The sequence below is a fragment of the Methylomonas sp. LL1 genome, assembly GCF_015711015.1.
Taxonomy (GTDB): domain Bacteria; phylum Pseudomonadota; class Gammaproteobacteria; order Methylococcales; family Methylomonadaceae; genus Methylomonas.
Window position 1 is genome coordinate 1078089 of sequence record NZ_CP064653.1, and the last position, 21492, is coordinate 1099580.

Below are 21492 nucleotides of genomic sequence, written 5' to 3' on the forward strand. Positions count from 1 at the left end.
ATGATAAGCAGGACTTTACCGGGACTCGCAACTACACATGGATCATCAATCAGCGTCATTGAGCGTCAGCAATCTGGCTTGCAGCCGTGACGAGCGCTTGTTGTTTTCCAATGTCAGTTTTGCTCTGTCGAGCGGACAAATTCTGCTGTTGGAAGGTAGCAACGGTAGCGGTAAAACCACGCTATTGCGGATTCTCTGCGGTTTCCGCGAGGCCGATGCCGGCGAAATTTTTTGGCGTGGCGCAGCAATTGACGACGGCGATTATTTCAACGAAATGGCCTATGTCGGCCACGCCGACGGCAGCAAAAAAGAATTGTCCGTGTTGGAAAATCTGCATTTCGCGCTGGCCTTGAATACGCCCGGTCATTATTCTATCGATCAGGCATTGGAAAAGGTGCAACTGGCCGGTTTCGACGATAATCCAGTGCAAACCCTGTCCGCCGGACAAAAGCGCCGCTTGTCGCTGGCACGGTTGTTAATTACCCACAACCAGTTATGGATATTGGATGAACCTTTCACCTCGTTGGATAAACAGGGCGTCGAATTGATCGAGAATTTGATGATAGACCACACCCGCCAGGGCGGCATGGTGATTTTGACCTCGCACCAAGACTTGACCTTGTCGCATCTCGATTTGCAACGCGTATACCTGGATACATGTCAATAAGCGCCGCTTTTTTCGCCATCGTCCGTCGTGATCTGCTGCTGGCATTTCGCCGCCGCGCCGAAATGGCCAACCCGTTGTTTTTTTTCGTATTGGTGGTGACCTTGTTTCCGCTGGCGGTCGGCGCGCAACCCAATTTGCTGCAAGCGATGGCGCCGGGAGTGATTTGGGTATCGGCCTTGCTGGCGGCCTTGTTGTCGCTGGACGGCATGTTCCGTTCCGATTTCGACGACGGTTCGTTGGAGCAAATGCTGCTCAGTAGGCATTCACTGTCGATTCTGGTATTGGGCAAAATTTTCGCTCATTGGCTGGTCACCGGGTTGCCATTATTGTTGGTCGCGCCTTTGTTGGCCTTATTCCTGGGCTTGCCGGAACGGGCCATGCCGACCTTGTGGCTGACTCTGACTCTGGCCACACCCATGCTGAGCCTGATCGGGGCCATAGGCGTGGCATTGACGGTGGGCTTGCGCCGGGGCGGCATGATTTTATCGCTATTGGTGTTGCCGCTGTATATCCCCGTGCTGATTTTCGCCAGCAACGCCGTCGACAGGGCCGCAAGCGGCTTGCCGGTCTCGGCCCAAATCAACATTTTGTCGGCCATGTTGTTGCTGGCATTGGTTCTAACCCCGCTGCCGACCGCGGCGGCGCTTAAAATGAGTGTTAATTAACGCCTATGTCCTTCATCCCAGCCCCCGTCAGCCGCTTCTTCCACCGCACCGCCTCGTCACCGCATTTTTATGCGCTGGCGGATAAATTCATCCCGTGGTTGACCGTGTTATTTCTGTTGCTGTTGATTCCGGGGTTGTACGGAGGCTTGGTAATGGCACCGCCGGATTACCAGCAGGGCGACAGTTACCGCATCATTTATATCCATGTGCCGGCGGCCTGGATGTCGCTGTTTATTTATGTTTTGATGGCTATCATGGGCGGGATTGCGTTGATTTGGCATATGAAACTGGCCGAGGTGATGCTGATCAGCAGCGCACCGATAGGCGCCGGGTTCACCTTTATCGCGTTGGTCACGGGCTCCTTGTGGGGTAAGCCGATGTGGGGCACCTGGTGGGTGTGGGACGCGCGTTTGACCTCGGAACTGATTTTGCTGTTTCTGTATCTGGGCGTGATCAGTTTGTATGGCGCGATCGAGGACAAACGCAGCGCCGCTCGCGCGGTGTCGATTCTTGCTCTGGTCGGCGTGGTCAACATTCCTATCATCCATTATTCGGTGGAGTGGTGGAATACGCTGCATCAAGGGCCTACCGTCAGCAAAATGGATAAGCCGTCCATTCATATCAGCATGTTGATCCCGCTGTTGCTGATGGCCGGGGCGTTTAAGGTCTATTACGCCATTGCGGTATTGCAGACGGCCAAATTGGAACTCTTGAAACGCGAAGCCTCGGCGCAATGGGTGAAAAACCTGCTGGAGGAAAAAGCATGAGCCTGGAATATTTTTTACAGATGGGCGGTTACGCCTTTTATGTCTGGACTTCATACGGCATCACTACCGCCGTGCTGCTGTGGAATTTATTTGCGCCCATAGTGCAACGCAAACAGTTACTTAGACAAATGGCCCTGAAACAAAAACGCGCGCAACGATGAAACCACACCGTAAACAACGACTGATTTTAATAAGTTTGATGCTGATTGGCATCGGCTTGGCCGCCACCTTTGCTTTAAAAGCCTTCAACGAGAACTTGATGTACTTTTTCTCCACCACCGATGTCGTTGACGGCAAGGCGCCCAAGGATGCCTTGTTTAGATTGGGTGGCATGGTCGTCAAGGGCACTGTCGAGCGCCCGGAGAAGGATTTGCTGGTGCGTTTCAAACTCAGCGATTTCAGCAAGGAAGTCACGGTCGAATACAGCGGCATTCTGCCGGATTTGTTCCGGGAAGGGCAGGGCATTGTGGCCAAGGGCCGGTTGGACAGCCGTGGGGTGTTCGTGGCCGAGGAAGTGCTGGCTAAGCATGATGAAAATTACATGCCTCCGGAAGTCGCGGGCAGCCTGAAAAAGCCGGCGGAGGCCAAATGATTCCCGAAATCGGACATTTTGCGTTGATTCTGGCGCTATGCATGGCCCTGGTTCAGGGCGTGCTGCCGCTGGCCGGCGCATCGCGCGGCATGGCGGGTTGGGTGCATGTCGCCAAGCCGGCCGCTTATGGCCAGTTGCTGTTCATGGGATTGGCCTATGCCTGTCTGACTTACAGTTTCATCGTGCACGATTTTTCGGTGGCTTATGTCGCGCAAAACTCCAACACCGCCTTGCCGTTTTTGTATCTGGTTTCCGGGGTTTGGGGTGCGCACGAAGGCTCGTTATTGCTCTGGGCCTTGACCTTGTCGATCTGGACCGGCCTGGTAGCATTGTTTAGCCGGCATATTCCCGATGCCACCCGCGCCAGAGTGCTGGGCGTGATGGGATTGGTCGCGGTCGGCTTCATTCTGTTTTTACTATTCACCTCCAACCCGTTCGCACGCCTGTTTCCGGCCCCGGCCGAAGGGCGTGATTTGAATCCCTTGTTACAGGATCCGGGACTGGCTATCCATCCGCCGATGCTATATATGGGCTATGTCGGTTTCTCGGTGGCGTTTGCCTTTTCGATCGCGGCCTTGATCGAAGGCAAACTTGACGCGGCCTGGGCCCGTTGGTCAAGGCCCTGGACTACGGTGGCCTGGATGTTTTTGACCATGGGCATCACGCTGGGTAGCTGGTGGGCCTATTACGAATTGGGTTGGGGCGGCTGGTGGTTTTGGGATCCGGTTGAAAATGCCTCATTCATGCCATGGTTGGTCGGGACTGCCTTGATTCATTCGCTGGCGGCCACCGAAAAGCGCGGTGTATTCAAGACCTGGACCGTACTGTTGGCGATTTTTGCATTTTCACTGAGTTTGCTTGGTACATTTTTAGTTCGTTCCGGCGTGTTGACCTCGGTACATGCCTTTGCCAGTGATCCCGCGCGCGGCGTATTTATATTGGTGTTTTTGGCGGCCGTGGTCGGTGGTTCGTTATTGCTTTACGCAATCAGGGCGCCGCAAGTCAAAAGCAGCGCCAGTTTCGAACTGGTATCGCGCGAATCGGTATTGTTGATCAACAACGTGTTGCTGGTGGTCACCGCCGCCAGCATCTTATTGGGCACCTTGTATCCGTTGGTGATCGACGCGCTGGGACTGGGTAAACTATCGGTCGGACCGCCGTATTTCAATGCGGTGTTCATTCCATTGATGGCGCCATTGGCGATCGTGGTCGGTTTCGGGATATTGCTGCATTGGAAACGCGACGACCTCAAAGTCGTTGCGGGTCGAATCTGGTTGATTGCACTGGCTTGCGTGGCTATTGCGGCCTTATTGCCGCTAGCCATGCCATTTTATTCCTGGGCCGCGGTGCTGGGTTTGAGTCTAGCCCTGTGGACCTTGGCAGTTTCCGCCTTGGCCTTTAAGCAAAGGTTACAAACTTGGTCGTTGGAACGTCTGAAACAAATACCGGCCGGTTTTTACGGCATGACGCTGGCCCATATCGGTATTTCGGTGTTTGTGGTGGGCATCACCCTGACTTCGGTGTACAGCATCGAGCGCGATGTGCGGATGGCGCCGGGCGATACGCTGGATATGTTCGGTTATGTGTTTAGTTTTCAGGGCGTCAAGCAAACCCAGGGGCCAAACTACACGGCCCAGCAAGGCTATTTAACCGTCAGTCATAACGGCGAAACCGTGGCCGAACTGGCGCCGCAAAAACGGGTATACCGGGTGCAAACCATGCCGATGACCGAAGCAGCTATCGATGCCGGCGTGTTCCGGGATTTGTTCGTCGCCATCGGCGAACCGCTGGGCGAGGAGGGGGCCTGGAGTTTACGGGTCTATTACAAGGCTTTCATCCGTTGGATCTGGATGGGTGGCGTATTCATGGCCTTGGGTGGCATGCTGGGCGCGATGGACAGACGCTATCGATTGCTGAACAAAAAAGCGGTGACCGCCGATGCTTAAATATCTGCTGCCTTTAGTATTGTTTATCGTTCTGGCAATTTTCCTGGCGGTGGGTTTGCGCTTGAATCCCAAGGATATTCCGTCACCGTTGATCGATAAGCCGGCACCGGCCTTTTCCTTGCCGATATTGGCGACACCGGATAAAAACTTGAGTAATCAGGATTTAAAGGGCAGGGTATGGCTGTTGAATGTTTGGGCGTCTTGGTGCGTGTCCTGCCGGCAGGAGCATCCCTTGTTACTGGAATTGGCCAAGCTGAAACGGGTGGCTATCGTCGGCCTGAATTATAAAGACGAAGCTCAGGCGGCCGGCTTATGGTTGAAGCAATTGGGCAATCCTTATGACGTCAGCATCATGGACACGGACGGACGGGTCGGTATCGATTACGGCGTATACGGCGTACCCGAAACCTTCGTGGTGGATAAGCGCGGCATCATTCGTTACAAGCATACCGGCCCGGTCGAACCCGGCGACATCGAGCGGGTGTTTCTGCCGCTGGTGCAACAACTGGAACAGGAGCCGGCATGAGAATCGGCGTATTGATGCTGTTATGGCTGATAGCCCTACCGCTGCGGGCGGTGGTGGAATACCACCCGTTTGACAATCCCGAAAAGGAACAGGCCTATCAAACCTTGATTTCCGAGTTGCGCTGTCTGGTTTGCCAAAATCAAACCATCGCCGATTCCAATGCCGATCTGGCCAAGGATCTGCGGCGTCAGGTTTACGAAATGTTGCAGCAGGATAAGACAGAGCAGGAAGTGGTGGATTTCATGACTCAACGCTACGGCGATTTCGTCATGTACCGGCCGGCCTTTACACTAAAAACCGGTTTGTTGTGGCTGGGTCCCATCGTATTTTTACTGATAGGCATCATCACGGTAGCGATTTTGGCCCGCAATAAAAAAGCCGCAAGCCAAGACATAGGACTGGATAGGCAACAACAAAACCGGCTCGACGATATTTTGCAAAAAGGTGAAGAGGATTGAATACGCTGTTCTGGATTATCGTGGCTGGCCTGGTGCTCTTGGCACTGGCGTTGATCGTGCCGGCATTACTAAGAAAACCGACGTTGCAGGATGACGACCACAGTCAGCGCAACATTAAAATTGCCCGCCAGCGTCTGGCCGAATTAAAACAACAATTGCAGGATGGCATTCTGGATCAAGTTCAGTTTGACGAGCAATACACCGAGCTACAACTGATGCTGAATGACGATCTGGAGACAAGCCAAGTCAATCAGCCGTCGAGTCGTGGCGGGCACTGGGTTATTCCGGTCCTGGTGTTGCTGATACCGGGTATCAGTCTGTTGCTGTATCTAGGGCTGGGCGACATCCATGCCCTCAACAAAGCCGAACTGCAGCAGACCGAAGCCAAGACAGCCGCCAATGTTTCGGACATGATAGCCAAGCTGCAACAACGACTGAAACAGAAACCGGACGACATCGAAGGCTGGGTGATGCTGGGCCGCTCCTATACTTATTTGCAACAACATCAAAACGCGGCCGACGTGTTTGCCCAGCTCAATCGCTTGAAACCCGATGACGCCGAGATCATGTTGCAATATGCCAATAGCCTGGCGATGGCTAGGGACGGCAGCATGAAGGGCGAACCGGCGCTGTTGATTGCCAAAGTGATACAAAAGGCGCCGGATAACGGCAATGCCTTATGGTTGGCCGGCATCGCCAAGGCGGAGGAGGGCGATTTCGCCCAGGCCAAGCATTACTGGCAAAAACTGATAGCGCTGTTGCCGCCCGATTCCGAAGCCCTCCCACAAGTGCAACAAATGTTGACGGCGCTGGATAGTCAGCAAACCAGCAATAGCGTGGCCACGCCATCGGTTGAAATTGCTGTTGAGGTAGACATTGCACCGGCCCTGAAGGCTAAAATGAAGCCGGAACATACCGTGTTTATTTATGCCCAGGCCGTCAACGGGCCAAAAATGCCGCTGGCGATAGTGCGGAAAACACTGGCCGATTTGCCGGTCAAAGTGACTTTGAATGATCAAAACACCATGCAAGGCGGCTCGCGCCTAGGCGATCATCGACAGCTTAAAATCGTGGCCCGCGTCTCGCAATCCGGCCAAGCCATGTCCCAGCCCGGCGACCTGATCGGCGGCGTGGAACTCTCAGGGCCGTTTACCGGCCAAGTGGCTAGCGTACTCATCAATCAAGAAGTCAAATAATGGATCAATCAATCAAATTCGATCTCGACCTGATCAATCGTTACGACAAATCCGGCCCGCGTTATACCTCCTATCCGACCGCGCTGGAATTGCACGAAGGCTTTGGCGATGCCGAGTATCGCCAGCACATAGCAAAATCCAATGCCGCCGGCGGGCCGCTGTCCTTGTATTTTCATATCCCGTTTTGTGACACCGTCTGTTTTTATTGCGCCTGCAACAAGATCGTCACCAAAAACCGAGCCCATTCCGCGCCGTATCTGGACAATCTCTGCCAGGAAATCGCGATGCAAGGCGCGTTGTTCGATAAACGCCGCAAGGTAAACCAATTGCACTGGGGCGGCGGCACGCCGACCTTCTTGAGTTACGAACAAATGCAACGGTTGATGGATACCACCCGCGAGCATTTCAATTTGCACACCGATGACAGCGGCGAATATTCGATCGAAGTCGACCCGCGCGAAACCAACGACAAAACCATTGCGCAACTGCGCGAACTGGGCTTCAACCGGATTAGTTTAGGTCTGCAGGATTTCGATCCGGACGTGCAAAAAGCCGTCAACCGTTTGCAAAGCAAGGAACAGACCTTTGCCGTTTTGGAAGCGGCGCGCAAGGAAGGTTTCCGTTCGACCAACATCGATCTTATATATGGCTTGCCGCTGCAAACCGAGCAAACTTTCGCCAAGACGCTGGATCAAGTGCTGGATTACGCGCCGGATCGTTTTTCGATCTTCAACTATGCGCATATGCCCAGTCGCTTTAAAACCCAGCGCCAGATCAACGAAACCGATTTGCCGACGCCGGCGGTGAAGCTGGAGATTCTGCAAATGGTCGGCAAAAAACTGTCCGACGCCGGTTATGTTTACATCGGCATGGATCATTTCGCCAAACCGGACGACGAGTTGGCTGTCGCTCAGCGCCAGGGCAAGCTGTACCGCAATTTTCAAGGCTATTCGACTCATTCCGATTGCGACTTGGTCGGTTTGGGCATTACCTCGATCGGCCGGGTTGGCGATGCCTACATGCAAAACTACAAGGAACTTGACCAATACGATGAAGCGATTTGCGCGGGCCGTTTGCCGGTATTTAGAGGCGTGGACCTGGATGAAGACGATAAATTGCGCCGGGCCGTGATCACCCAATTGATTTGCCATTTCGATCTGACATTCAGCAAAATTGAACGCGAATTCAATATCGTGTTTAGCGATTACTTCGGGCCGGAACTGGAAAACCTGAAAATTATGCGGGACGATGGTTTATTAAGCATGAACGCCAACAGCATCAAAGTGCAACCAGCCGGGCGCTTGTTGATTCGTAACATCTGCATGGTATTCGACAAATACCTGGCGCAAAAACAGCAGCAGTTTTCGCGAGTGATTTAATTTTCTTAATCATCATGTTCTCAGGCCAAGCTATGCAGGCGGTCGCTAGCGCGACCATAATGACTTCGCATAATGTATATTATGTTAAATAATATACAGATAAGGAACATACCAGTAAAACTTCAAATCCACTGAGGTTTTCTTAGCTACTTGTTTATGCAACCAGACGGCAAAAGCCCAACTGTTCTCAGTTGGGCTTTTGGGTCTATAGCATCTAACTGTTTACCTGGACAGTCAGTTCGTTTTTATTCTTCAATCCAGATCAACTCGACACGGCGGTTTTCGGATTTGCCTGCTTCGGTGGCGTTGTCGGCAATAGGCTGAGTTTCACCGTAGCCCTTGGCGGTCAATTTGTTGGTAATACCCTTCATTTTCAGGTATTCAACCACCGAATGCGCTCGGCGTTCCGACAGCTTCATGTTGTACGGATGACTGCCTTCGCTACTGGCATGGCCTTGAACTTCGATTTCATTTTTCTGCGGAAAGGCAATCAAGTCTTTGGCGACACCGTCAAGTAATTCCTTGGCATTCAAACTTAATTTTGCTGAGTCGTATTCGAAGTGTTGTCCTCGGAGTATCAATCTGACCGCGCATCCCTTATTGTCAACTGTGGCGCCTTTAATAGTGCCGGGACACTTATCCAAACAATCGTTAACACCGTCGGAATCGGAATCGCGGGTTGAACAATCCGGCTTCGGTGCCACGGCTACCGGCGCAACGTCCATTCGAGTCTCGGACTTTGCCATATATTTGGGTTTATCGCCGAACGGAATAACCACCCCCAGATTGACTGTCATATCATGGAATTCGTCGGTACCCGGCTGCACATGCGCGTTGAAATTGTTGTTATAGCGATAACGCACGTCGGAACGGATTGATAGATGGTCGTTCAATTCGTAACTAACCCCGACCCCCGCTTCGCCAATGAAGCCAACGCCACAGTTGGCGGAAGCGCAGGTATTCATGGCGCCCAATCCAACCACGGCATAAGGCGAAAAGGTGTCGCGGAAAAAATAGTATTGCGCCTCGGCCGCGCCACCCGCCAGATCCCATGGTCCATTAGTGCCGCCAAAACCTTGATAAAAGCCTTTCAATTCGACATTGAAGTGTTTATCGATCATCTTGCCGATACCAAGACCGCCGCCCCAGCCATCGCTGGCCTTTCGATCGCCGCCGGTGTTTATAAATGTTGCAAAGGGGGCGGCATACCATCGATCGTCCGTCATTTGTTCGGCGGCTTGAACCTGCGGAAAACAACCGGCGCCGATTGACGAGGCAATGAAAAGCAAGTATTTGTTATTCATGATATTTCCTTAGATTATTGAAAATTGAAAATCCTAAAAACACCTCATTGAGTCATCAAATTCAATCCTTGACTCGCTTGGTTTTTAACACCTTATCAGCGCTCACCCGCTACAACCTGTTTAAAATTGAATAGCAGCCACAACGGTTAATAGCATGCATCCATGGCCAGCACTGTTGTAAAAAAGCTGTTAAGTAGCTTATTCGCAACAGCGACAGCCTGTCAGTGCGGTAACGCACATAGCGGCAACCGCTGTAAAAATATCCCACTCTACTGCTTCCCAAAACCCCTAGCTATGTACGTTAGCGTACCGACCGCAGCCACCATTACGCTTACAGTTCACCCAAGACTTCGACGCAGCCGCTTTTAATTACCTACGCTGCGAAACCTTGGAAACGAAGCGTTAGCGAGTGAAGGTTGAGTAGTCCCTGGAAGCCGTAGCGCCGGGCGGTTTTTCGACTAGAAAAACTGCAAGGCATCGCGAAACGGCGTCGAGTCATGCGAGAGCCAAGGCTTTGATCCCCTTGTTGGGTCAAAGGCGAGGTGACGCGGACGGCCAGGGCCGCCGCAGGCAATCACGTGGCGGTGTAGGCGCGATTGCTAGCCAGGGATGGCTAGCAATCTTTCCCGCCGGAAGCCGACACTCGCCGATTTTGCTCTAGCAGTTTCGCGCCTAAGCACAATCCGCCGAATCGGCCTACTCATAAACATTACGACGATTCGGTGAAACCCCTTTTGTATTTTTGTACTCTGGAGATTGACCGATGAAACATCTGCTAAAACTTTTATCCGTAGCGATTATTGCCCTAACCTTAATCGTCGCGACAGGCTGCGCATCGACCGCAAAACACGAGGGAACCGGCGAATATGTCGACGACAGCGTTATCACTACTAAGGTCAAGGCATTGTTATTTGACGAGCCCGACCTCAGGTCCGGCCAGATCAATGTCGAAACCTTCAAAGGTGTCGTGCAACTGAGCGGCTTTGTCGGTACAAGAGCCGACATTAATAGAGCCGTCGAAATTGCACGCAGCGTCAAGGGCGTCGAGTCGGTCAAAAATGACATGCGTCTTAAATAACCAAGGAAACTATTATGGAAACTGTAGAAAAAGCATCGAATTTCGCCCATGAATCTGTCGATAAAATCGCCAGAGTATCCAATCAAGCCGCGGACGCACTGGAGGAAAAAGGCCAACAACTTAAAAGTGCCGAACAGCGCCTGATGAAAAATTGCCAGGGTTACGTTCGGGACAATCCGGTAAGCTCGCTGGGTATCGCAGTAGCCGCCGGCTTTATACTGAGCAGATTATTGAGCAGCCGTTAGATTCTTAGCGCAGATGCAACCGGACACCGTAAAGGAAAACGAAAGCCTGGGGCCATCGACACTACATGTCGACCCTCACTGCGATACCAGCAGTGTGCTGGACGATATTCGGTTTCTATGGCTTGAGTTACGCGGGCTAAGTCACGATCACGTCCGGCTCGCCGCACTGGAAACGCGGCGAGCCGGTCAAAGCCTGGTGACAATGGTGGTGGCCGGCATGATGCTGGCCTTGTTGCTGAATGGCGCCTGGCTTGGATTGTTGGCGGCAGGAGCAACATGGCTTATTGAAAACGGTCTGAATACCAGCAGCGCAATATTTCTCACGGTGGCTTTGAATCTTGTGTTGTTATTGATTGTTGGTGGCGTTATTCGCCGCCGCAGTCGCTACTTACAATTTCCTGCCTTACTGCGTAGCCTGAGAACCGAAACCGAGGAACGGGAAAATCCATAATGTTGACGCTGCGTAAAAACCTAAAAACATCCACTTCACTGAATGCTCAAATTCGGGAAGCCGAGCAGCAGTTGTTAAGTCGTCGTCAAATGATAGCCGGCAGAACAGCAACACTGATTAAAGATATACACAGAAAAATAACAGCCCCCTCCAGCTTGCTGCTGGCGAGCGAAATGGGTTTTATCATGGCCGAATTTAGTAAATGCCCTACTCCCCAAGCCCCAGATACTGGTAACAGCGTTCAAGCCCGAGAAATGACATTTTTTACATCTTCTCTGAACCTGATGCTGTCGGCATACACGCTCTATAAAGCCTTGCCTGTTACCTGGTTGATGAAATGCTTTTCTCTGCCAGATAAAAGGCAAGACCCGCCTAAGCGAGAAAATGAGTGAAACTGATAGATGCCGGGATACCCGCTAAAAGTTTCAGCTAGGGCTAGACCCGAGTGACTTTTCACCACCCTACCCTACAGCAAGCGCTAACTTTTCCTGCTCGCTGCAAATAAAAGCCCACCCCCAGCCACTATCGACACCACGCCAGCCCAAACCGGAATATTGACGGTCTGAGTATCTTTTACCGATAGCTCAATCGGGCCTAATTTGGCCTGCTGGGTTTCCTTGGTATAGCTGAAACGGCCATACATCAACCCCAATAGCCCGGCTATGATCAACACGATCGCCATGATCTTGACTGCGCTCATCTGAGTTCTCCTTTGAAGACAGCATTGCAATGTTGAACACAGGCCAACAAGGCAATGTTGAAATACTCTAAACTGGTGTAGCTAAAGTGCTCGTCGGCCTTGTATGACACGAAGCACGATCACGACGATCGCAACAACCAATAATAAATGAATAAATCCGCCCAGTGTGTACGAAGAAACCAAACCAAGCACCCAGCCGATAATTAGGAGGATCGCAATTGTTTCGAGCATATGTATTCTCCAACTAGGGTCGCCAATTGACGACGAAATCGGAGATGAACATACGAAGCATTGACGAATATCAAAGGCCTAGCTGGCCCCTGCCCCGACAAGCTTCATCATCATCTCCTATTAAAAGCAATTGGTAGGGGATGTTTATCCCGTACTGATTGCATGACAGAAGATACTTTATTGCGCGGCTTTCAGATGGGTTACGGCTTCTTCGGCGGATTTCTTCGCTAAATCGGCGTGCCCTTGTTTGCCATGTTCGATTGCCGCGTCCAGACTAGTGGCTCCGGCTTTCAAATGATCTTCGGCGATGGTCACATGGCTTTTGGCTGTCTCCGCATGTTCGGTTATAGCCTTTGCATCGGTGGCTTTGCTTGCGGCTTCCGCATGCTTTAGCGATTGCGCCATGTGGCTTTCCGCCGCGTACGCACTAACCGAGCATAAGGTTAAGGCAATGCCCGCGCATAAACCGGCGTATTTGATGTTGGTTAATTTCATAGCTGTTCCCCCTAAAAGTAATGAATAGAAATCCCGGTGGCACACTGCCGTTGCAGTCACTGTAATCAGTACTCGGCAGCGTGACACGGTAGTTTTTATTAGTCGTCGTCCTTTATATCCTGTTTCAGATCGCCATACCCCGCCCGGACTTTGCCGACGTTCTTTTGGATATTGCCTTCGATTTCCATACCCTTGTCATCCAGTATTACGCCAGCGGCTTCCTTGATTTTTCCCTTGGTTTCTTCGACTCGGCCTTTTACTTGATCTTTGTTCATGAGTGTCTCCTGATGATTAGTTACATACACAGCGCGGAAAACTCTGTCCCAACGCTTGACACCAACCATACACGCATGGGTGGACTAGGTCGGTACGGCAACGCACATAGATTGAGGGTTAGTGTTTATGTTCGATAGCGTACCGACTGCGGCGCCCGTGACGGTTAAATTCAGGTTGGGTTTGTGAACCTCATCGCGAACCCGGCTAGTTTACAAATAACTAATTCAGTTCGGTCTTTAGCTCAGGTTTAATGTAGGTGGGGATTTATCCGCACGGTTGCCGAACGTATTTCATTCGTATTACTTAGCGAACATTAAAAATAATTGGAGAATGCTATGAAAACATTAATTCCCGTTGTAGCCGTGACTTTTCTAAGTGCGGCATTTATCAGCCCAATTTGCTCGGCTGGCGTCCATGAGAAACAACTGGAGGTTCTCGAAAAACAGGAAGAAGTTAAAGATAAACAAGCCGAACTCAGGCAAGAAAGCCAAAAGGCAGCGACCGAACAAGCCCAGGCGGCCAACAAATCAATGCAGCAGGTAAGCCGGGCCAGCAAGATCACCGGCACCAAGGTGAAAAATACCACTGGAGATAGTCTCGGCGACATCAATGATTTGGTGATTGATCCGGATAGCGGCCAAGTAGTCTATGCCGTGGTGTCTTTCGGTGGCGTGTTAGGAGTGGGTGACAAACTGTTCGCCATTCCCTGGAGAGCGCTGCATTGGGCTAGCGACAAGGAACATTACGTCCTCGATTTGGATAAAGACACCTTAAAAAATGCTCCAGGATTTGATAAAAAGCACTGGCCGGAAAACTCAGAAAAATGGGAGGAACAACGCCAGGCCCTCGGCCAGTTTTACCGCGTAGCGCCCTAAACACGGCGGCAAAGGGATCGGGTTCTAATGCCAATGTATTGACTTAAGAATCTGATCCTTCACATGCCTTAGGTGATTTTTGAGAAAGTTTGTACCCATTATATGTGTCGTCCGCTCAGTCAACGGCAAATTGCTTGGATTGGGTACATTTATTGCTGTAAATCGCCTTAGGTGCTGGCAAGCCGCCGAAGGGCTTGTCGATTAAAGCCTGAGCTTATCCGAGCAAACCGTCAAGGAACACGTCAGCGGTGCTCGGCATCCTTGCCGAAAAGAACCATTATTTCTTTGACTTGAACTTACCCAGCAAACCCGAAAGTTGGGAAGAAACTTTTTTTCCGCCGCTTTCTGTTGGCTTCTCGGTCTCTATTAGCTCTGGCTTACTCTGTTCAATAACGGCCATAGCCGCTGCTTCCGGTTGCTTGGCGGGAGACTTCTTAAATCCGCCTAATAAGCCGTTCAATTTGGCGTTCATGCCGGCGGATGGTTTTTGTTCTTTTTCCACGGCCGCAACGGGTTGCGATTCGGGTTCCGGAGCAGATTCAACCGCTTCAGTCCGAGTTTCGGTAACTAGTGCTTGCTCTTCGGCCTCAACTTTAACCGTTGTCGGGCTACCCATTTTTTCATCCATTTTGGCGATTTTTTCCATCGCCCTGCCGAATAGGCCTTTCAATTTCCCAGCATCTGCCGTTTGAGAAGGTTTGGTGATGGCTTGCGGTTTAACCTCGGGCGTTTGGGGCACGATAACCTGGGGTTTGATCGGTTCCGGCTTGGTCTCGATGACAACCGGTTGAGGCTCGAGGGCTTGTTCGATGATTTCCGGCTGCTTCACGGCCTGAACCGGTTCCGGCTGAATATTGGGAACTTGGTGCGTTTTGACGGACTCCGCAACCGGCGCTGACCGTACTTGCTTTTCCAACTCGGCCAATCTGGCCGCATCCGCCTGCTGTTTACGTATGTCATGCGCCAGTTGTTGTCTATCGGCTTCCAGTTGACGCTGCGCGGCTTCATACTGCTCAACCGCCAATTCCATCTTGGCCATTTGTTGGGTCTGGGTATCCAGACGATTTTGCAAACTGTCGATTAACATGTCTTTTTCCGCCTGTTTGGCGGCTTCGGCATGAAAGCTTAATTGCAACTGGGTTTTAGCCTGCTGTTCATTCTGGAAGCGTTCCGCGACTCGGCCAATAACGGATTCGTATTCAGACAATAGATTGCCGGCATCGGCCGTTGGCAGGTTAGCCAGATTCAATTCAAAACATTCCACCAGTTTAGCTAGGCTATTGGCTAGTTGTTTGTTGCCGGCATCCAAGCGTTGCTTTATGTCCGAGGCGCGCTGGGTTTCGGCTTCAGCCGTATGCACGGATGCTTGCATTTGTTCAGTCGCTTCGGCCAATTGCTGTTGCAAGGTTTGGATTTGTTCCTGGGCGGTATTCAGGCTGGTTTGTGTGTCATTTTGGGCCTTTAAGCTCCGGGCAACGCGATTTTTTAAAAAGCCGATTCGAATACTGTAAAAAATGGCCGTCAATAACCACACCGAAATAGCCAGACACGCGGCATAAACCGGATTGTCCAGTGTAAATTGATACCACTGAAGCGACAGTTCTTGAAAAAATGGCGTCAGTTTTTGCAGGGTTTCCATGGCGGGTTCCTTAGTAAAATTTTCGGGTTTGGCTAAACAAGGCGGTCATTAGACGGCATCAAAACGAACTATTGTATAACGCCACACCTATATTTCGTTCAGTAACGATAATTCGGCCGGATGTGGTGTCATGTAAAAGGATTGATCGATAAAAGCGTCCGGCTGCCTACGGAAATGATGGCGTAATAAGGTCAACGGCACGATCAACGGCACATTGCCCTGCCGATAAGTCTCAATGGTTTCCACCAACTCTTGTTTGTCATCGCTATCCAGTTTAGTTTTCAGATAACCTTGGATATGCTGCAACACATTTACATGATTTCCCCGGCTAGCGACGATTTTTAAACAAGCCATCAGATCGACCACATACCGCCGGGCTATGTTCTCAATATTATCCGAACGCACATCGGCAATCAGACGCCCCAGTTCCTTGGCTAGATTCTGATCGTGACTCATGGCGATCAATTTATGTCGGCTATGAAAGGTCATCAACGCATGCGCGGTTAAAGGCCGCGCGTTTAATTGTTGCCAACGGTGCCGCACAAATACCCTCTGGATAAAATTCTCCCGCAGCCCCGGATCACCCAAACGGCCCTCTTCCTCGATCGGTAAGGTTGGGTAATGTTGTTGCAAATAGTCGGCAAACACCCCTACTCCGTTGCGGGCCGGTATCTCGTCTTGATAAACTTTTACCCGTTCCATGCCGCAGCTGGGTGAATCCTTTTTCAATATATAACCGCAGAGTTCTTCTAACCAGAAACGTTGCTGCTCGCCAACTTGTCGCAAAGGCTCGGTGACATCCAGGTCATGATTCTTCACACCCACTACCCGGATATTCGCGCCGATTCGCCGTAGTTGCACGGCCGGGCGTGGTACGCCTAAACCGGCCTCCAGTTCCGGACAAAAAGCTCGAAATTGAAAATATTGCCCCAAGGTACGCTCAATATAACTGTGGTATTTATGCGCGCCATCGTAACGAACCAGATTGCCCAATAAACAGCTGCTGATGCCGACTAAAATAGTGTCCATGCTCAATGCTCGGGTTGGAGGTAAATTAAATCCTGGGTTGGAAATCCCGCTGCCTTAGCTTGATCAATCAGCTGTTTCAGAATGGCATTCTCCAATCTGGGAGTGCGTGCCAATATCCACAGATAATCCTTGCTGTTACCGGCAACCATCACATATTGATAATGCTGTTTATCCAACGCGATGATGTTGTAAGCCCCATAAAACGGCCCGAAAAACGACACTTTCAGGCGCCCGACATCGGGGCTCTCGATAAAATAGGCTCTGCCTTCCGCCGAGCTGTGTTGCTTCCGTTCGGCATTGTAGCCGCTGTTGATGACTCTGACGCCGCCATCGTCAGTCAAGCTGTATTCGGCTGTCACGTCAACCAATCCGCGCTCGAAACCATGATCCAGACGGGCGATTTCATGCCAGGTTCCAAGATACCTATCCAGTTCAAAGCCGGAAACAGGTTTAACGCCTTCCGGAATTCCAGTGCAAGCGCTCAATAACAAGCATAACGTTAGGAATAAAAATCGAAGCATGGCTGAATGGGCTTGGTTAATGTTCACGGCAATTTTGAAATAGGGTTTTGGCCTGCTGGCTGCGCAAACCATGATCCACTATCGGCGCTGGATAGTCACGGATCAAGGGACTCTTGAACCCATTATGAATCGCGGCCGCCGGATAAGGTTGAAGCTCGGTAAGCCAGCGCTTGATATACAGGCAATCGGCGTCAAACTTTTTTTGTTGCAACCAGGGATTGAAAATCCGAAAGTAAGGCTGGGCGTCGCAGCCGGTAGACGCCGCCCATTGCCAGTTACCGTTGTTTAGGCAAGGATCGTAATCCAACAAATGCTGGGCAAAATAACGTTCGCCCCAACGCCAGCTGATGTGTAGGTCCTTGACTAAAAAAGAAGCGACTATCATCCGTACCCGGTTATGCATGCAGCCGGTTTGATTAAGCTCGCGCATGCCGGCATCCACAATCGGGAATCCGGTACGGCCTTCCGCCCAGGCCTGAAATTCTTCCCGGTCATTACGCCAGTTTATAGCGTCGTAGCGCCGATGAAACGCATGGCCAAACACTTGCGGAAAATGAAAACCGATATGGCTAAAAAAATCCCGCCAATAAAACTGGCGTAATAACGGATGATCACTGCCCAGTTTTTCCACTACCGCGTAATACGCTTCTCTGACCGAACAACAACCGAACTTTAGATAGCCCGATAAATCGCTGGTCGCCGTCCGTGAGGGAAAATCGCGCAGTTGGCTGTAATCTCGACATTCGCCGATAGCATTCAGTTTATCCAAGGCTGGCCGGCGGCCACCCGATAAGCGATTATGGTGATGTTGTTTCAGACCCTTGATCAAATCGCCAGCAGCATCGGCTTGATCACGGCCGAATAAATTTGCCGAAGCCAGAGGTTGCGGCAAAGCCACGGGATTTTGCCGAGCACGCTTGTAAAAGGCGGTAAATACTTGGTAAGCCGAGCCGTCCGCTTTTAACAGCTGTTCGGGTTCATTCAGCAAGGCATCGCCATAGCGATGAAAACCCAGTTCATTTTGTTCACAAAAGATTTGCAAATCGGCATCGCGTTGCCGGCTGAAGGGCGTGTAATCTCGATTGACGAATACCGCCTCAATCGCGTGTTGTTGTTTTAACCTAACGATGACTTTCTCGGCTTGCCCCTCCAATACAAGTAACAGCGCGTTCCGCTGCTTGAATTGCTGTTGCAGATCTTGCAAGGCTTCCAGCATGAATTGCAGGCCCGGCCGGCTTTGATAGGGATGAGGTTCGATCTGCCGGGGATCCAATATAAAACAGCACAATACTTGCTCGGATTGAACAAGCGCCGCATTCAAACCGGTATTGTCGAACAGCCGCAAATCACGTCGAAATATAAACAGGGATTTTGAATAGGGTTTTGCCATTAAACGCAGTCGCCCCAATGGATAATCATCTGCTGGCAATTGAACAGGATATTGGGGTAATACTGGTAAATCACCCAGCGCAAGGCTAAATCGGCATAAGCCGCAACCGTCAGCCATCGCGCCACGCTGGGCCAAATTCTGCTGGAACAATTTTTGGAACAGCGCCAGATCGCGCCCGTCCAGTAAATCAAGGGCATCAGCATGATCACATGCATGGTCACCCAACTGGCAACGGTAAACGTGCCCTCCTCCACCCGATAATCGATGTACAACAAAATAGCGTTATACAAAATAAAAAAAGGCCAGAAAGCGTCTTTTAATTTCAAATAACCTAGCCAACTCCATTGCAAATAAAAATACAGTGTCGCTGGCGTACGTTCCTCCCATTCCGGCAGTGGTTCCGGCGTGATGGAATACATCAGAAAAGCAAATGCCAAAGCCACTATGAGTGCTTCATACCAGCTAATAAAGGAAGTAAAGGCAAATAACAATGACAGACTGTCGATTAACATGGTTGATTATTGAGTTGGCGTCAGGACATTGCGCAAGGCAGTATCCAACTGTGAATATTGGAATTGAAAATCCTGTGCCAATAAGCGTTGCGGCATCACCCGTTGGCTCCCCAATACCAAGGCGGCCATTTCGCCCAACACAACTTTCAGCACGGTTTCCGGCATGGGTAACAACATCGGCCGGTTTAAAATTCCGGCCAAGGTTGCGCTGAACTCCTGGTTGGTCACCGGCATTGGCGCGGTAGCATTATAAGGCCCACGCATGTCGGGATTATCCATCATGGTCAACACGATGCCTATCCAGTCCTGCCAATGTATCCATGACATCCATTGCCGACCATTACCTAAACGCCCGCCCAAGCCAAAACGAAAAGGCAGCAGCATGCGTTTCAATAAACCACCACCCTGCCCCAATACCAAGCCTGTCCGTATCAAGCAAACTCGGGTGCCGGCAGTCTCCGCTTGTAAAGCGGCAGTTTCCCAGTCGGCACATAGTTTTTGAGAAAAATCCGGTCGCGGTTGGCTCTGTTCGGTTAACGTCTGATCGCCTTGATCGCCATAAAAACCGATTGCCGAACCACTGATCAACACATCGGGAGGGTTGCTGGAATCAGCCATCCAGCTCACCAGTTGCTGAGTCAGTTGAATACGGCTGTCGCGCAATACCTGCTTGCGAGCCTCGTTCCAGCGCCGGTCGAAAATACCGGCACCGGCCAAATTGATAACAGCTTTAAACGACCCCGCATCGGCTAAATCCGAAACACGGGTAACGGCTTGCACCTGATTGCCAAAACACCGCATTATCTTATCCGCGCTACGGCCCAAGATTACCGCCGGTTGATGTTGCTGCAGCAATTTAAAAGTCAAGGCGCTACCTAAAAAACCGGTGCCTCCCGTAATTAGAATCGATTTATTTGGCATCCGCGTACTCCGAATAAACGCTAACAAACGACGTCATTGATTGTCTCCAAACGAGGTTAGGCGTCCTTTCGGTAACATCAATTTAGAGAGTTGACGATTTTTAAGCCAGACTAAAATCCTGAATCCCAGTAAAAAAGCGATGATGGTCAGATAAAATAAAGGCTGAAATAAATTGCCCTTCAGTTGCCAAAAATAATGAATCATTGCGGCTCCGGCGGAATAATAAATTAGCCGATGCAATTTTTTCCAATTCTTCCCGAGTTTTTTCTTGGCTAATTTGGGCGACGTTATCGCCAATAAGAACAAGATTATATAAGCCATAACGCCAAACCAAATATAAGCGCTTTCCAGTATGTCGATACCAATAACCCGCCAGAGACCGGCATTATCGACAAACAAATAGCCCAGCACATGCAGGGTGGCGTAAAAAAATGCATATAAACCAAACATCTGCCGGTAATCCGTCATGCCGCGCCATTTGGTCATGGTTTGAATCGGGGTTATTGCCAGCGTAATACATAAAAACCGCAACGACCAATCTCCCAGCCGAATATGAATAGCCTGGATGGGATTTGAACCCAACTGGTTAGTGCTGATATCGAATAACAACCAAAACAGCGGTAGTAAACACCCTATCGAAGTGACTATCCATGGATTATTGATACGAAACAACATTAGAAAAAATGCCGTAAGTCCATGCCGCTATACAGTGAGGCAACTTGCTCACCATAGCCGTTAAATAATTCCGTTTGCCGGCGGGGCGTAAAAAAACCACTACCGAGCTGACGTTCGCTAAATTGGCTCCAGCGCGGATGAGGAACCGAAGGATTGACGTTGGCGTAAAAGCCATATTCGTTTGGCGCAAATTGATTCCAGCTAGTCATCGGCGCTTTTTTTAATAACTCGATTTTGACGATGGCTTTTATGCTCTTGAAGCCATATTTCCAAGGCACCACCAGCCGCAAGGCGGCCCCATTTTGTTTGGGCAACAGATCACCATACATGCCCACGGCCAAAATGGTTAAGGGATGCACAGCTTCGTCCATGCGCAGGGCTTCAACGTAAGGCCAGTCGAGCATCGCATTAATCCGCTGCTTGGGCATGGTGTCGGGTTGATAAATAGAGGTGAATTTGACAAATTTGGCTGACGATAGGGGCTTAACCGATTTGATCAGATCCGCCAGTCCGAATCCCACCCACGGCACCACCATGGACCAGCCTTCCACACAACGAAAGCGATAAATGTATTCTTGCAGGGTTTGCCGGCTGAGAATATCTTCCAGATGATAGATGCCGGGTTTTTCTACCTCGCCACTGATTTCCAATTCCCAGCCGTCGGTACGAAGATTTTGCGCCAACTCGGTTGAATCTTCCTTATTAAAAGAAAATTCGTAATAGTTGGTGTAATTTTTGCTGAGTTTAGCCGGCGTTTCAGGGCCGTAATCGCCGGATAATGGGCTTCCGACAAGTTCCGGCCAACGCGGTTTAGCGGGGTTGGCCGAAACAGAGGCCAAGCTGGAGGGTAGCAGCATGCCGGCCAGCATGGTCTTGATAATTTTTCGCCGTTGTTGAAATACCAAGGGATCGGTAATTTCACTGGCGGGGATAGGCTTTTCTGTTTTTATAATC

Annotated in this window: 28 protein-coding genes; 15 read left to right on the forward strand and 13 right to left on the reverse strand. The window is 50.7% G+C overall.

What is annotated here, in order from left to right:
- Positions 1–37 precede the first annotated feature (37 nt).
- From ccmA to hemN, 10 genes are read left to right on the forward strand one after another with little or no spacing between them, the layout of a single operon-like run.
- Positions 38–667 (forward strand): cytochrome c biogenesis heme-transporting ATPase CcmA, encoded by a 630-nt coding sequence (gene ccmA / locus IVG45_RS05360; RefSeq protein ID WP_196436846.1) that lies wholly within the window; start codon positions 38–40, stop codon positions 665–667.
- Complete coding sequence (gene ccmB, locus IVG45_RS05365) at positions 658–1332, forward strand: heme exporter protein CcmB (protein WP_196436847.1); 675 nt, start codon at positions 658–660, stop codon at positions 1330–1332. Before ccmA ends, ccmB begins: the two co-directional genes overlap by 10 nt.
- A 5-nt stretch (positions 1333–1337) precedes the next feature.
- Positions 1338–2099: a heme ABC transporter permease gene (locus IVG45_RS05370; protein ID WP_196436848.1), complete on the forward strand. Its 762-nt coding sequence runs from the start codon at positions 1338–1340 to the stop codon at positions 2097–2099.
- Positions 2096–2260 (forward strand): heme exporter protein CcmD, encoded by a 165-nt coding sequence (gene ccmD, locus IVG45_RS05375; protein ID WP_196436849.1) that lies wholly within the window; start codon positions 2096–2098, stop codon positions 2258–2260. The genes IVG45_RS05370 and ccmD overlap by 4 nt, the downstream gene beginning before the upstream one ends.
- Positions 2257–2691, forward strand: coding sequence for a cytochrome c maturation protein CcmE (gene ccmE, locus IVG45_RS05380; RefSeq protein WP_196436850.1), 435 nt, complete (start codon positions 2257–2259; stop codon positions 2689–2691). The genes ccmD and ccmE overlap by 4 nt, the downstream gene beginning before the upstream one ends.
- Complete coding sequence (locus IVG45_RS05385) at positions 2688–4637, forward strand: heme lyase CcmF/NrfE family subunit (protein ID WP_196436851.1); 1950 nt, start codon at positions 2688–2690, stop codon at positions 4635–4637. Before ccmE ends, IVG45_RS05385 begins: the two co-directional genes overlap by 4 nt.
- Positions 4630–5163: a DsbE family thiol:disulfide interchange protein gene (locus IVG45_RS05390; protein WP_196436852.1), complete on the forward strand. Its 534-nt coding sequence runs from the start codon at positions 4630–4632 to the stop codon at positions 5161–5163. The genes IVG45_RS05385 and IVG45_RS05390 overlap by 8 nt, the downstream gene beginning before the upstream one ends.
- Entirely contained in the window at positions 5160–5621 is a 462-nt protein-coding gene (locus IVG45_RS05395) for a cytochrome c-type biogenesis protein (protein ID WP_196436853.1), read from the forward strand. The genes IVG45_RS05390 and IVG45_RS05395 overlap by 4 nt, the downstream gene beginning before the upstream one ends.
- On the forward strand, positions 5618–6817 hold the full coding sequence (gene ccmI, locus IVG45_RS05400; RefSeq protein WP_196436854.1) for a c-type cytochrome biogenesis protein CcmI: 1200 nt from the start codon (positions 5618–5620) through the stop codon (positions 6815–6817). Before IVG45_RS05395 ends, ccmI begins: the two co-directional genes overlap by 4 nt.
- Positions 6817–8196, forward strand: a complete 1380-nt coding sequence (gene hemN / locus IVG45_RS05405; RefSeq protein WP_196436855.1) for an oxygen-independent coproporphyrinogen III oxidase — start codon at positions 6817–6819, stop codon at positions 8194–8196. The genes ccmI and hemN overlap by 1 nt, the downstream gene beginning before the upstream one ends.
- Before the next feature lie 245 nt (positions 8197–8441).
- On the opposite strand, the gene IVG45_RS05410 is transcribed toward hemN, so the two are convergent.
- Positions 8442–9500: an OmpA family protein gene (locus tag IVG45_RS05410; RefSeq protein ID WP_196436856.1), complete on the reverse strand. Its 1059-nt coding sequence runs from the start codon at positions 9498–9500 to the stop codon at positions 8442–8444.
- A 763-nt stretch (positions 9501–10263) separates the two neighbouring features.
- Here IVG45_RS05410 and IVG45_RS05415 point away from each other — a divergent pair.
- From IVG45_RS05415 to IVG45_RS05430, 4 genes are read left to right on the forward strand one after another with little or no spacing between them, the layout of a single operon-like run.
- A complete protein-coding gene (locus tag IVG45_RS05415) occupies positions 10264–10578 on the forward strand; it encodes a BON domain-containing protein (RefSeq protein WP_196436857.1) in 315 nt (104 codons plus the stop codon).
- 14 nt (positions 10579–10592) lie between these two features.
- Positions 10593–10823 (forward strand): DUF883 domain-containing protein, encoded by a 231-nt coding sequence (locus IVG45_RS05420; RefSeq protein ID WP_196436858.1) that lies wholly within the window; start codon positions 10593–10595, stop codon positions 10821–10823.
- A gap of 13 nt (positions 10824–10836) precedes the next feature.
- Positions 10837–11274, forward strand: coding sequence for a phage holin family protein (locus IVG45_RS05425; RefSeq protein WP_196436859.1), 438 nt, complete (start codon positions 10837–10839; stop codon positions 11272–11274).
- A complete protein-coding gene (locus IVG45_RS05430) occupies positions 11274–11666 on the forward strand; it encodes a hypothetical protein (RefSeq protein ID WP_196436860.1) in 393 nt (130 codons plus the stop codon). Before IVG45_RS05425 ends, IVG45_RS05430 begins: the two co-directional genes overlap by 1 nt.
- Before the next feature lie 86 nt (positions 11667–11752).
- Here the strand turns inward: IVG45_RS05430 and IVG45_RS05435 are convergent, their stop codons facing one another.
- From IVG45_RS05435 to IVG45_RS05450, 4 genes are all read right to left on the reverse strand, one after another.
- The gene (locus IVG45_RS05435; protein WP_196436861.1) at positions 11753–11974 is read right to left on the reverse strand and encodes a hypothetical protein; all 222 of its coding nucleotides are present in this window, start codon (positions 11972–11974) and stop codon (positions 11753–11755) included.
- 81 nt (positions 11975–12055) lie between these two features.
- Positions 12056–12205, reverse strand: a complete 150-nt coding sequence (locus IVG45_RS05440; protein ID WP_196436862.1) for a lmo0937 family membrane protein — start codon at positions 12203–12205, stop codon at positions 12056–12058.
- A gap of 177 nt (positions 12206–12382) precedes the next feature.
- Positions 12383–12700, reverse strand: coding sequence for a small metal-binding protein SmbP (smbP, locus tag IVG45_RS05445; protein WP_196436863.1), 318 nt, complete (start codon positions 12698–12700; stop codon positions 12383–12385).
- Between the two features lie 98 nt (positions 12701–12798).
- A complete protein-coding gene (locus IVG45_RS05450) occupies positions 12799–12975 on the reverse strand; it encodes a CsbD family protein (protein WP_196436864.1) in 177 nt (58 codons plus the stop codon).
- Positions 12976–13311: 336 nt separating this feature from the next.
- On the opposite strand from IVG45_RS05450, the gene IVG45_RS05455 reads away from it, so the two are divergent.
- On the forward strand, positions 13312–13851 hold the full coding sequence (locus IVG45_RS05455) for a PRC-barrel domain-containing protein (RefSeq protein ID WP_196436865.1): 540 nt from the start codon (positions 13312–13314) through the stop codon (positions 13849–13851).
- A gap of 277 nt (positions 13852–14128) precedes the next feature.
- Here the strand turns inward: IVG45_RS05455 and IVG45_RS05460 are convergent, their stop codons facing one another.
- From IVG45_RS05460 to msrP, 8 genes are all read right to left on the reverse strand, one after another.
- A complete protein-coding gene (locus IVG45_RS05460) occupies positions 14129–15490 on the reverse strand; it encodes a hypothetical protein (protein ID WP_196436866.1) in 1362 nt (453 codons plus the stop codon).
- Positions 15491–15577: 87 nt separating this feature from the next.
- Positions 15578–16519: a YbgA family protein gene (locus IVG45_RS05465; RefSeq protein WP_196436867.1), complete on the reverse strand. Its 942-nt coding sequence runs from the start codon at positions 16517–16519 to the stop codon at positions 15578–15580.
- 2 nt (positions 16520–16521) lie between these two features.
- Positions 16522–17067 carry a lipocalin family protein gene (locus tag IVG45_RS05470; RefSeq protein WP_230874768.1) on the reverse strand — a complete coding sequence of 182 codons (546 nt, stop codon included), beginning with the start codon at positions 17065–17067 and terminating at the stop codon, positions 16522–16524.
- Entirely contained in the window at positions 17057–18430 is a 1374-nt protein-coding gene (locus IVG45_RS05475; protein WP_196436868.1) for a cryptochrome/photolyase family protein, read from the reverse strand. Before IVG45_RS05475 ends, IVG45_RS05470 begins: the two co-directional genes overlap by 11 nt.
- Complete coding sequence (locus IVG45_RS05480; RefSeq protein ID WP_196436869.1) at positions 18430–18942, reverse strand: hypothetical protein; 513 nt, start codon at positions 18940–18942, stop codon at positions 18430–18432. The genes IVG45_RS05475 and IVG45_RS05480 overlap by 1 nt, the downstream gene beginning before the upstream one ends.
- A 6-nt stretch (positions 18943–18948) precedes the next feature.
- Positions 18949–19863, reverse strand: a complete 915-nt coding sequence (locus tag IVG45_RS05485; protein WP_196436870.1) for a TIGR01777 family oxidoreductase — start codon at positions 19861–19863, stop codon at positions 18949–18951.
- A 33-nt stretch (positions 19864–19896) separates the two neighbouring features.
- Complete coding sequence (locus IVG45_RS05490; protein ID WP_196436871.1) at positions 19897–20538, reverse strand: sulfite oxidase heme-binding subunit YedZ; 642 nt, start codon at positions 20536–20538, stop codon at positions 19897–19899.
- Entirely contained in the window at positions 20538–21491 is a 954-nt protein-coding gene (gene msrP, locus IVG45_RS05495; RefSeq protein ID WP_442923366.1) for a protein-methionine-sulfoxide reductase catalytic subunit MsrP, read from the reverse strand. The genes IVG45_RS05490 and msrP overlap by 1 nt, the downstream gene beginning before the upstream one ends.
- Position 21492: the final 1 nt, after the last annotated feature.